Source organism: Brevibacillus brevis, assembly GCF_001039275.2.
In the GTDB taxonomy this organism is placed as follows: domain Bacteria; phylum Bacillota; class Bacilli; order Brevibacillales; family Brevibacillaceae; genus Brevibacillus; species Brevibacillus brevis_C.
Genome location: NZ_CP030117.1, coordinates 3,318,187 through 3,330,499 on the forward strand (window position 1 = coordinate 3,318,187; position 12,313 = coordinate 3,330,499).

A 12,313-nucleotide genomic window follows, 5' to 3' on the forward strand; every position below is an offset into this window, starting at 1 on the left:
CGCATCCTTTCGAAAAAGAAAACCTTCTATCATTTACATAAAATCGCCAAAAAATCGTAGACATAGCCCTGACTGACTTCTGCGCGAATCGGCTCCAAACCACTGGCTCTGAGCTGCTCCAGTGCAGTCTTCTTGGTCAATAGCTCTCTGTATCCCAAGTTGATTTCAGGGTGAACCTCGTAATAGGCCCGAGTCAAAAAGCTATCCATGGGAACGACCAAAATCATATGTCCATCTTCTTTACAAAATTGTTTATGTACGGACAAGATTTCGTTCTTCTCTTTAAAATGTTCAATCAAGCCAAAACTGCAAACAACATCAAACGTTTCTTCCAGCTCTAACGTAAACAGATCTTGGAGTATATAAGTAATATGATCGGCATGTTTATCCGCTATCTTGTTATAGGCGTTGAAGGAGGTTTGGCAATTATCTACCAAAACCCCGCTCCCTTGGTACATGGTAAGCAAAAGACGCGTCAAAAATCCGGTACCCGCACCAAGCTCAAGCATTCTTGGCTCAGTCTTGATCTGAACGCCTCTTAAAAGCTTTCGCAGCACGTCACCGAGCACCAATCCTAATAAGTGAGCATTTTCACTTAACAAATGACGGATGTTTTGAAAATAGATATGCGTATCGAGACTTGGGATCTCCCCGTTGTGTAACCTGGTAAAATACTCGGTCCAATCAAAATCTGCACTTGTATTTTTCGTCGTATAAATCATTTTCTTCACTCATTTATAAACCGATTTTGACTGGATAAAGTTCACGATATTGTTAATGGTATTGAAATTCGAAATTTCCATTTCGTCGCTTTCGATGGTCAAGCGAAACTCGCTCTCAATGAAAGTGACGAGTTTCATGGCAAACAATGAATTGACGAAGCCTAGCTCAAAAATATTGTCGTCATTCGTGAAATCAACATCATCATCGAATACAACCAGATTAGCCAGAATAAACTCACGAATTTGTTCATGAAGTTGCATAAGTGTAAACGCTCCTTTTTTTGGGGTTTTCATTGTGATTACTGAACGAGAACATTGATGTAAGGGGGAAATTTTTGTATCTGGGTCAAATCGTTTTCCAAAATGACAAAGCCGTCTTCTTCTTTGGAGACTTCCTTGAAATTGGAAAAACGATAGGATACATACATCATCTTGTTTCTCTCCGTATTTTTAAAGTCAGCTAGCAGTCTCTTGTTGGCTAGCTGTGCCTGCTGCATGATATGGGTTAGCAATACGGTACCAACACCTCTGGAAATCACTCTGCACGACATAATAAGCAATTTGATATGCCAATGAGTTTCGGTTATTTCAACCAATGCGATTCCTATTTTCCCGTATGACCCGTATTTATCTGTGAGCTCACAGACATATAATTTGTGGTCGGGTGAATTTCGGAAATAATTGAGTTCATCGTAGCTGTAAATCCGTCCCGTCGAGTTCAATTGATTGGTGCGAACCGTTAGCTCTTCTGCGCGTTTCAAGCAATCTTCCTGCGCCTCGCTGATGATAAACTTCATGTCTAACGTTTTTAAAAATTCTTCGTTTGTCCCTGTGAAGGATTCCTCCTCCTGCTTGCGCTGAATGTCTTGTAGATACATTTCCCGCCTTTTTTTCGAATCTTCTGTAATGAAAGCTGGAATCAACGAAGGGTGGGACAACAACTCTGTATATCGGTCGACGTGGACACAATTGATAGATTCATGTACGCTTTTCACTTCATCCAGTTCAAAGGGCTGATCATCGATAAACAAAAGGGTATCCATTCCAATATTAATCGACTGCTGGATAATCCCTACGGATTTTGACTTGGGCTCCCAATGAATTTGCGGGTAAAGAAAATAGCGGTCAATCTCAAACTCTTTCAGCTTGCGCATCGCGTCATCGTAATTGTTTTTACTCGCAATCGATTGCAAAATGCCCCTCTGATCAAGTTGTTCCAATATTTCTTTGATCCGAGGGTTTAAGGCTACATCGTCCCCTTCCGATAAAACGCCATTCCAAATCGTATTGTCTAAATCCCAGACTACACATTTAACCCCGTTTTTAATATCCATCTGCATGTTCCTTTACTCGAATTTTGATTTGATCCGCTTAAAACTACCTGGTAGTTTGTGCCAATGCAGCCGTGTAATCAAAGAACCCTTTTCCGCTTTTCTTTCCGAGTAATCCAGCATCTACCATTTTGACTAACAGCGGGCATGGACGATATTTAGGATCGTTAAAGCTCTCATACAAAACTTCAATCGAGTGTAAAATAGTGTCCAATCCGATCAAATCAGCAGTCGCTAACGGTCCCATTTTATGGCTAAATCCTAATCGGAATATTTTGTCGAGGTCCTGAGGCGTCGCCACTTGATCGTGAATTGCCCAAATACATTCATTGATCATCAGCATCAGCACGCGGTTCGTCACAAAACCCGGCGAATCATTGACCAGCACAGGCTTTTTGTCGATCGACTCCAGAAAGTTTTTGATTGTTTGGATGGTTTGTTCGGAGGTATAGTAGCCTTTGATGATCTCTACCATCTGCTTAAGTGGCACAGGATTCATGAAGTGCATCCCGATAACATTTTCCGGCTTGGGAAGTAGTGAGCCAACCTTGGTGATGGAGATGCAGCTTGTGTTGACTCCATATATCGTGTCTTGAGGGCAAAATTCTTTCAATTCTAGGTAGACCTGCTTTTTTGCCTCCCAATTTTCCGTGATGTTTTCAATCACGAAGGGAACGGTATAAAAATCGTCGTAAGATGTAGTAAACACAACATTGGAAAGCACTTGCTCAATGTCTTTTACTGGAATCTCTTTTTTCATCAGCTTTACAAGCTTAAAATCTTCTCTCATCTTCTGTTTTGCTTTTTCCAAAATGTCGGGATGCAGGTCCTTCAAAATGACACGGTATCCATGACTCGCCAGGTCCAAGGTCAAATCCGATCCCATAATTCCTGCTCCGATAATCCCAATCGATTCGAATGTTTTCATCTTCAACAATCATCCTTTTTTTGTAGTGGAGGGCTTAACGAAATCATTCTATCCTATGGCTTTTTTCTATCTCTCCTCTCCCTTTTCAGATTAGGAGATCCTCTGTTCTGTTACGCATGTTGTTTCAACTGTTCGTGGGTAACTTGACCAACTTCCATTTTTAAAAGTTGATCGGCTACATGGAAATACCTGTCGTCATGCGTAATGGCAATGACGCATTTTCCTTTTTGTTTCATCTCAGGGATGAGGTTATAGTAGAAATATTCTCTGAACTCAGGGTCCTGATCGGCAGCCCATTCGTCAAAGAAATAGATAGGTCGATCCTCCATACAACTGATAAGCAAGGCCAATCTTTTTCTTTGTCCCGTGGACAGATTGACGGTACTGAATCCTCCATGTTGGATTTGCAACTTATGGTTCATGCCTAATTTCAGCAAATATTCTTGAATTTCTTGTTCTTTCATTTTCACGTCGATGCCATACATCTTTTCAAAGAGGTGAAAATCGCTGAAGATGGCCGCAAAATTTTGACTTAACTCTTCAAGCTGCTGACCATTCAGTAAAATTTCGCCTTGGTCAGGTTTGTACAACCCTACTAACAGTTTACCCAGAGTCGATTTTCCGCTCCCGTTTCCTCCTGTAATGAAGGTGACTTGCCCGGAATGGAAGCTCAGATTAACGGGCCCGACTGTAAACTGTTCTCCCTCTTGGTTTTTATAATGATATTCAACATCTTTGACCTCTAAGTGAATGATCTCGCTTGCAGGCGATGCCTCTTTGACTCGCTCTGATTGTTTTGTCTCACCTGTTTCCAACTGCCTCGACAATTCGTTTAATCGGTTCCAGCTAATCCTGACCCGAATAAAATTAGGGATCGCGTCCAAAACGCCGTGAACAGGACTTGTCATATACAAAAACACAAAGATATACGCTCTTAAGGAACTGTTTGCAATGTCATCAAAGACGACAGGAAAAACAAACGCAACGACCCCGATCACAAAGGTAAACAGAAGTTCGCCCATAACAAATACATTGGCAAAGCTCAAATCTCCCTGAATCCGTTTAGTCCGGTACGTGTCACAGCTTTCCTGCAGCTCCTCCTGAAATTGTCCTTTTTTACCTTTGTGGATGCTAAGCTCCTTGAAACCGCCAATCATGTGATTAATGAACTTGAAAAACGTGTTTTGAATATCCCTGGTTTCTTCCCAGACGCGATTGGCGTACCTTCCTGCCATAAAATAAAGGCCGGCAGCGACCATAATAACGAAAATGGAAATCAGCAATCCGTAAATATTGACCATCCCTAAATAGATGAAACAGCACAGCAACGTAACCAAACTGGTGACCCCGAAAATCAGGATGTTGGACACACCGCTGATCGTTTCTGTATCGTTGTTCAACACGGAATAAATTCGTTCTTTTTCAATGGTTTCAATATTTTGATACGGAGATTTCAGTATTTTATCAATCAACTCCGTTCTCTTTTGGAAAACCATCTCATTTGTAATCGTAATCAGTTTAGCCCGTACCAATCTTTGTCCAAAAACATAGATGACGATTCCCATCACAAAAAAGGATAGCAATCCGCCCTGAAACCGGTCAGTATGGTTAAGCGCCTCGTTAATGATAAAAATTATCAAGGCATTGCCCAATCCACTCACCGTACTAAGGACGATAATGGGAAAAAAGGTACGATCATGCGATTTTGGAAAGACCACCGTTATGAAGTAATAGAACGCAAACAAAACAATCCCGACAAATAAGCTTTGAATGGCGATGACAAAACTTGAAGGTGCCCAAACATCGACGAAGTCCCATGAGACCCCGTCAAATAAAACCGAAGGAATTTGATAAAAGCAATACCCGGACAGCCCCAGACACAGAAGCAACAGCACAAATCGATACGCATTTTTCCCGAATCCCCCGGATCGCATCCTCTTTTTTCGGGCGATTTCGCCAAGCGCAACAATGGCAAACCATGCAGTAAGCAGGATCAACGGTATCGCTATGCACAGGATGGCAACCGACACATTATCCACACTGCTGTAGAGATCGGAAACATTTTCCGGTGGTTTCTTTTGACGCAGGATTTCCATGATTCCTTGGCCCATTGCCTGCGTATGGGCAGAGTTGATATTCGTTAATACCGCTACTCCGAGTTTCTCTCCCGGACGTATTACTACTGAGGAAGAGTAATTCGGATTGCTTCCGCCATGAGAGAGTTCGCCACTGCCTTTTTGGTAGACGAACCAACCCGCCGCATACGAGGAACTATCTATATTCGGCAAAACGGATCGATCCGGCTGATGGGACCGATTAATCAACCCGCTGCTCACATTATTATTTGTAATCGAGCCTAGCTGACTTTTGAGCCAGATTGCCATGTCCTCGCTATTGGAAATGATATATCCGGCTGGCGTATTGCCGCGATACACAGGAGCCTGGTATTCTCTCGCCCCCAAAAAACCGATTTTATACCCTTTTGCCATCTCATGCCGCTCGGCTTCATTTCGGAACAAATACGAATGAGTAAGTCCAATCGGCGTCAACACGTTGTCTTTCACATACTGTTCAAAAGGCTCACCCGTTACCTTTTCAATGACCAAACCTAGTACATCGTAGTTCATGGAAGCATAAAGAAATCTTTCTCCGGGGGAAAAGTCCAATGTCTGCCCTACCACTTTGCGGACGGTTCGCTCCAGCGCGTCAGACTCTTCGCCGACTGGAATTTCACCAATCGTATGAAAAGGAATTCCGCTTGTATGATGGAGCAGTTGCTCCAATGTGATTTCTGGCGTATGTCCTTCTGCATCCTTCACCTGAAACCAAGGGAGGTACTTTTGCACAGGATCTTTCAGATTGAGTAATCCTTGTTCCTCCAGCGACAATATCGCCAGACCCGTAAACGCCTTGGTGGTGGACCCAAGCTCGAATAAAGTTTGTGTGGTCACCGGGCTCTTTGCTGCCATATCCGCATAACCAAACCCTCGGTTGTAGACGGTTTGTTCCCCTTTTACAATGACAACGGAGGCTCCCGGGATCTTGCCATCCTGCATTTTTTGGTCAATCCACGATTCGATTGATGCGATTTCTTCTTTACTCAAACTACCTTCTACTGCCGTTTCTGCCTGTAGCTGCAGGGGGAAAATCATGGTGAGCAGAAGCAAAATAAGCCATGCCGAGATCCCTTTTCTCATAAAATTAACCTCTCATCACAAATTTTCCACCCTCAAATGAAGAGATTGTCTAACTCTTCCTGGGAAATTTCTACCGTTTCAAAATCGGAAGGAGTAAACTCTTTCGACTCTTTCTGGCTGCAGTACAGGATGATCTCGCCAAGCTGCTTTTTAAAATGAGCCAAAAATTGTTGCATGCTGCTATCCTTATATTTATTCCGGCTAAAGGTCAGCCGTATTTGCAAACGGCTATCCAAAATAAAGCAATTCACATCGATTAAACAAGTCAGCGGATTGTCTTGACTTGTGCTTTGCTGGACAGAACCCCCCAACAATTTTACATATCCACCCTCAAACTCTTGCGTAAACTCCCCCAGATAATTAAACCTAATCGTCTTGGGTGCATGATAAGGGATAGACTTCGCAAGGTAGCGCGATATTCCGTAACCGATTCCGTTATTTGGTACCTTTCTCCGTTCCTCTTTGACATGCTTGATTTGTTGGGACAGACTACCATCGGTTAAGGAGATGCCCAATGGATAGAGACTGGTAAACCATCCGACCGTCCTGGTAATGTCCAACTTGTCCTCTATATGCTCTCGCCCATGCCCTTCCGTCTCAATCAGGATATCCGTACTTCCCGTACATTCTTTGATGGTCACCAGCAAAGACGTAAGCAACAAATCGATAGGCTCTGTATTGTAGGTAACATTGGCTTCCGACAAGAGGGAAAGCGTTTCCTGCTTACCGATCTCGGCTGAGAGCGTACAACTGCTCGCTATACTATCTACACCCAGATCATGGTCAACAGGAAAAGGAGTGAACTTTTGCAGTATAGCTTGCCAATACCCAGATTCCTTTTCTCCCTCTTCTCTCCAATAGCTCTCAAGGAACTCCGTCCATTTTTGATAGGAATGCGTCTTTGGAGGGAGCAACGGATCTTGACCAAGACTGATTTGTTTTAGTAACGTGTTCAAATCTTCTACAATGATTCGCCAGGATACCCCGTCTACCACCAAGTGATGGGCCACAAGCAGCATATTCCGCGAGCTTCCAACATCGATTACACATGCTTTTAACAAAATATCCTGGAAGATATCCGCGCTATCAGCGAGTTCGTAGGCTACTTCCATCAGCTTGTCTGACTGCTCGGAATGAGATAAGCCTGTGAAATCGAGCTCTTTAATCGTCGGCAGACTAAGGAGGTGGTTATTATTGTAAAACAACTCGCCATGGTTCGCCTTGGCGTTTATTCGCAAGCCGTCATGATGTTCGATTAGCTTGAAGAGTGTTCTTTCTAGGATCTCAACCGTAATACCCTGATTGATTTCCACCAAGACACACTGATGATAATGATGTGGCTTGGGGAATTCTTGGGAAAAAAACCACGATACGATTGGCGCAGGTAATATACTTCCCTCGACTAATCCCTGATCAATAACAACCAGCGGAACCTCGTCAACGAGCAACGCCATCTCTTCCAGAATGGGGGTTGACAGCATCTCTTTTACTTTTATCCGGTAGCCTTTGGCATTCAGTTTCGACGCTATCTGAATGGCCTTGATAGAGTCCCCGCCCAAATGATAGAAGTTGTGCTTCCTTCCTATCTTTTCAACTCCTAGAACTTCTTCTACTGTCTGGATAAACTGCTTTTCTTTTTCGGTTGAATAAGTCGTATATTCCGTATTTTCCGCCAATGGCAGTTCCATTTCTGCCAATAAACGCGTGTCGACCTTTCCATTTGCTGTTAGCGGGATTTCTTCTACTTCTATAAAATGCTGTGGAATAAGGTAATTGGGCAATTGTTGTCCAAGATGCTGCTTCAAGTCATCAGGGGAGATATTACCTTTTGCAACGTAATAGGCACATAGGATAACATTCTTCTTCTTGTCCTCCCGATCCAAGACAACAGCGTCTTTTACCTGCGGGTGCTGGATCAACTGGTTTTCTATTTCTCCTAGCTCAACCCGATGTCCCCTGATCTTGATTTGCTGGTCGTCCCTCCCCAAGTACTCCAGCTTTCCATTCGGTAATAATCTTCCGAGGTCTCCTGTCTTATACATCCGCTTGCCGATTACGAATGGATCGTCCAAGAATTTCTCCTTGGTAAGTTCAGGATTGTGATGGTACCCTCTAGCCACTCCATCTCCTGAAATATAGATTTCACCCACAGCGTATGTCGGAACAGGGTCCATGTTTTTGTCCAATACGTAAATGCGGACATTATCGGCAGGTTTGCCAATTGGTACCGATACTCTCGTGTCTCTCTCAACATCATAAGAGTGAATCATACACCCAACCACCGTCTCGGTTGGCCCATATTCATTCAAGATCTCTATATTGCCACCAAAGCTGTCATATACGCTTTTGGCAAGGCTAACCTTCAGATTTTCGCCGCCAACAATAAATCTTTTCACGGAGCTATTCCTGTTGTCCCGATCCAGCACCAAGGATAAATGAGAAGGCGTGAGCTTGATGATCGACGCTTTGTTTTCTTTTAAAATGCGGAACAGCACATACTCATCTTCTGTTTGGCTATAAATCAGAACTGTTCCTCCACAGATCAATGGAGTAAAAACAGAGGTAATTGTCAGGTCGAATGCCAAAGAGGAGTAGAGCGCGAACATCTCGTCCTCGTGTTTAACGTACATTTTCTTCGCCCAGTATATATAGTTGACAAGCCCGCGGTGCTCGACCATCGTTCCCTTCGGCCTTCCGGTAGAACCAGATGTATAGATCATGTATGCCAACTCTGTAGGCTTACTCTCTACTAGCATATTGGATGATGGATAATGATCGTAGTTGACGTCCGTTAGGCTGATAATCTGTCCGTCGAAACCAAACTCGTCCATGACAACCACATTCGTCAGCAAGATTTTTGTGCAGGAGTTTTGCAAAATATACCGTATCCGCTCAGTTGGATTATCTGGATCAATTGGCATGAAGGCTCCGCCGGCTTTTCCAATGCCGATAATCCCAATCATGGTTTCCATAGAATGTGTGGTCAGCATGCCCACAATTGTTTCTGGACCGATCCCTTGTTCCCTCAAATATCTGGCTAGCTGATTGGCCTTCTCGTTCAGTTGCCGATAAGTCAGCCACTCTTTGCCATATTGAATCGCGATCTTGTCTGGTGATTTTTCCACTTGTTCTTCAAACAGCTGGTAAATTGTTTTGTCCCTCGGATAAGGTGCAGCGGTATCGTTATAGTCTTCTACTAGTTTTTTATACTCATCCTCGTAGAAAACCGTAAGCTGCCTGATTTCTTCATTGGGATTGGACACCATTTTTTTGATCAGCGAAGTCAGACGAACGAACAGAACATGGATTTGCTCTTCGGTGTAATCGTTCATTTTGTAGTCAAAGCTAATGCTGATGCTGCCTGAATCCGACCATTCCTTTATCACCATCTGCATGGAATAAATCTGGGACCCGCTGTAGAACTCAACATTCTCGACAGGATGGCCTTCCCATTCGGTATCGAGTGTCGTGTTGTAATAATTGACACATACATCAAACAATTGGTTGTAACCCTTCTTCTTCAGCTCCATGTCCTGGATCAACAGGTCATACGGATAGCGTTGATGAAAAAAACAATCCTGCAGGTCGCTGCTAACCTCATCCATCATTTCCGTAACTGACCAGCCAGGCTCAATCGTAAAACGAAAAGGCATCGTACTGGTAAACATGCCAAACATGCTCTTTTGCTGTTTACCAGATCGATTGAGTACAGGTGTGCCTATCACGAGATCGTCTTGACCAGTCATCTTGTGAACATACAGTAAATACAAGCCTACCAAAACTGTATTCAATGACCACTTATTGGCTTTGGCCCACGCTTTGATTTGAGCAGAAAGATTAGGGTTCCATTCATATGTGATGCGGTTTCCCGCTAAGTCGTCAGAGCTTTTTTCCAAAAACGAATCAGGTAGGACTCGAAACTTCTCATTCCAAAATACTTTGTTTTTCCGGTACCGATCCGACGAAAGATAATCTCGCTCGTGGTTGATGTACGTCAAGTAAGTAGGAGCTTGATGCTCTCCTACTTCCTCTTCGCGCAAAAGTTTGCTATAGATTTCTCGAATATGATCGGTCATAATATTGATCGACCATCCATCTGCGATTATATGGTGAAACTTGGCCAAATATCCATTCTCACTGTCTGAAATTCGAAACATGGCAAAATAAAAAAGCCTTTCGTTTTCGATGACGAATGGCTTTCTCGCTTCTGTTTTCACCCAATTCTCAAATTCCTTATGCGGCTCATTGTACACAGTGAAATCTTTAAAATCGTATGGGATATCCTCAATATGACTCACAAATTGCTGGATCTCCCCCATTTGGTTAACAAATCTTAAACGCAATCCTTCATGCCTTCGAATGAAGAGGTGTATAGCCTTTTCAAGTAGTGAAAATTGAATAGGCCCTTTTATTTTTACGGTTCCACCAATATTATGCAAGGGTGTTTGGGGGTAAATCTGCTCGATCAACCAAATTCTCTTCTGGGGATGGGTTAACTGGTAAAAACATAATGAATCCATGTATAGCAATTCCTCCATCTCGTGAAAACCTTTTTGGTTTTCGATTCAGCAAAAAAACGGCAAAGCTTCGCCACTTCGTGTATTATCCAGATAATACACTCGCGCTCACTTTCCCGTATGACCCCTTCATTCCTCTAATGTGCCTAAGCTTCAATAGATTCACTCAGGTTGCTATGATTTTTAGATTGAAATAGGGCTTATCTGCACGAATAAATCTCTCATTTCATCCTATGTTCTCATTTTGCGAGTAAGTGTCCGTGTTTCTTTTAACGACATTTTAATGGGTCAGGCAACTTTTTTCAAGCTTTTTCCACATTTCTATATAAATTCCAATGCTGCTGGCAGTTTCTACATGATTCCATTCTTTGAGAATCGATCTCTTGTGATTGGTTACTCTTTATCTAGGTATTCCTGTTGACTCGGTTGTTTGCCATGCAGTTGATATCCTATAAAAAGTTGGCTTTATCACTTTCCCAAACCCTGACGGTCAAAGCATAACTGAAGTTATTGCAAGGACTGGCGCAATGCCGATTCTAACTCAGCTCATTATCCACTCCCCACCCTTTTTTATAGAATGACGGAACCAAAGAAAAATAATGAGAACCCGATAATAAACATTATCGAGCTAAATAAGTTTCTTAATGTAGTAGGTTTTCCTATTAATACGATGTATGTCAAGGAAGACTTGATAGCCTTTTCAGATTAGCCAGAGTCTCCATTATCCATTATTACTCTTCCTGCCATCCGGCAAATGCGATTCTGTTATGGGTTCAAATATCTTCATGTATTGCTTAGGTGTTAAACCGATCAGTTTTTTGAAAAAATGAGAAAAGTGACTTTGGTCGCTAAAACCAGTTTGAAAAGCGACCTCCATCGGCGGAATCCCTTGTTCTAACAATTTTTTGGCATTTCCGATCCGAATTGTTTCCAGATAACTATATGGGGAGATACCTTTTTGTTTGGTAAAAGAACGCAGCAGATGATATTTGCTTACTTTCGTTAAATCGCTCAACTGGTCAAGCGTAATTGTATTTGCGTAATTGGATTCCAAGTAATCACAGATCATTCTCATTTCAGAGGCAGGCTCTTGTATGCACTGTTCGGGTACATCATCGGAATATTCTTGTATGAGCTGCTCGATGAGAAACAGAAACAGCTCCTCCTTCTTAAAGTCAATGTCTCCCTCGGAAATCATCAGATGAAGCTCCCGCAGGGATGTTGCGAGTTCGCTGCGATAAAGAACTGTTTGTGTGAAGCGGGGCAGATATTCCCTTCCTGTGATTTCCCGAACGGCTTGTCGCATAATACTTTCAGGAATGTTAAGACTTCGATAGTCCAGCGTTTTCCCGTCTACTTGTTCACAAGTATGAGCATCACGTGGGTTAAAAATGATTACATCGCCGGCGTTTATGATATATTCCTGATTTTTGCATAATAGAAAACGTTTCCCCTTTTCGATAAAGCCCAAAACGTAATAATCATGAAAATGATTTGGGAATTTCTGCATAACTCCTTTAAAGCAGTATGCCTCCATTTTTAATTTTTTATCAAAACAGACCGTTCGAACCTCTTTAGCCATTCGGTCCCCCTCCTTATCTTCTTCCATTTCATAAAA

Annotated in this window: 7 protein-coding genes; all 7 read right to left on the reverse strand. The window is 42.7% G+C overall.

Going from position 1 to position 12,313, the window contains the following annotated elements:
* Positions 1–29: 29 nt before the first annotated feature.
* The 7 genes from AB432_RS15925 to AB432_RS15955 all read right to left on the reverse strand — a co-directional run bounded on the left by AB432_RS15925 (position 30) and on the right by AB432_RS15955 (position 12,277).
* The gene (locus AB432_RS15925; protein ID WP_048033115.1) at positions 30–722 is read right to left on the reverse strand and encodes an SAM-dependent methyltransferase; all 693 of its coding nucleotides are present in this window, start codon (positions 720–722) and stop codon (positions 30–32) included.
* A 9-nt stretch (positions 723–731) separates the two neighbouring features.
* Positions 732–983: a phosphopantetheine-binding protein gene (locus AB432_RS15930; RefSeq protein WP_047069454.1), complete on the reverse strand. Its 252-nt coding sequence runs from the start codon at positions 981–983 to the stop codon at positions 732–734.
* Positions 984–1,021: 38 nt separating this feature from the next.
* Complete coding sequence (locus tag AB432_RS15935) at positions 1,022–2,056, reverse strand: HAD-IIIC family phosphatase (protein ID WP_048033116.1); 1,035 nt, start codon at positions 2,054–2,056, stop codon at positions 1,022–1,024.
* 43 nt (positions 2,057–2,099) lie between these two features.
* A complete protein-coding gene (locus AB432_RS15940) occupies positions 2,100–2,981 on the reverse strand; it encodes a 3-hydroxyacyl-CoA dehydrogenase family protein (protein WP_048033117.1) in 882 nt (293 codons plus the stop codon).
* A 110-nt stretch (positions 2,982–3,091) separates the two neighbouring features.
* Positions 3,092–6,178 carry a cyclic peptide export ABC transporter gene (locus AB432_RS15945; RefSeq protein ID WP_048033118.1) on the reverse strand — a complete coding sequence of 1,029 codons (3,087 nt, stop codon included), beginning with the start codon at positions 6,176–6,178 and terminating at the stop codon, positions 3,092–3,094.
* Positions 6,179–6,210: 32 nt separating this feature from the next.
* Entirely contained in the window at positions 6,211–10,716 is a 4,506-nt protein-coding gene (locus tag AB432_RS15950; protein WP_053079589.1) for a non-ribosomal peptide synthetase, read from the reverse strand.
* A 700-nt stretch (positions 10,717–11,416) separates the two neighbouring features.
* Entirely contained in the window at positions 11,417–12,277 is an 861-nt protein-coding gene (locus AB432_RS15955; RefSeq protein ID WP_048035846.1) for a helix-turn-helix domain-containing protein, read from the reverse strand.
* Positions 12,278–12,313 lie beyond the last annotated feature (36 nt).

Bases quoted from the DNA above. Each gene is read 5' to 3' on its own strand.
- AB432_RS15935 (WP_048033116.1), bottom strand. From the start codon at position 2,056: ATGGATATTAAAAACGGGGTTAAATGTGTAGTCTGGGATTTAGACAAT.
- AB432_RS15940 (WP_048033117.1), bottom strand. From the start codon at position 2,981: ATGAAAACATTCGAATCGATTGGGATTATCGGAGCAGGAATTATGGGA.
- AB432_RS15945 (WP_048033118.1), bottom strand. From the start codon at position 6,178: ATGAGAAAAGGGATCTCGGCATGGCTTATTTTGCTTCTGCTCACCATG.
- AB432_RS15950 (WP_053079589.1), bottom strand. From the start codon at position 10,716: ATGGAGGAATTGCTATACATGGATTCATTATGTTTTTACCAGTTAACC.
- AB432_RS15925 (WP_048033115.1), bottom strand. From the start codon at position 722: ATGATTTATACGACGAAAAATACAAGTGCAGATTTTGATTGGACCGAG.
- AB432_RS15955 (WP_048035846.1), bottom strand. From the start codon at position 12,277: ATGGCTAAAGAGGTTCGAACGGTCTGTTTTGATAAAAAATTAAAAATG.
- AB432_RS15930 (WP_047069454.1), bottom strand. From the start codon at position 983: ATGCAACTTCATGAACAAATTCGTGAGTTTATTCTGGCTAATCTGGTT.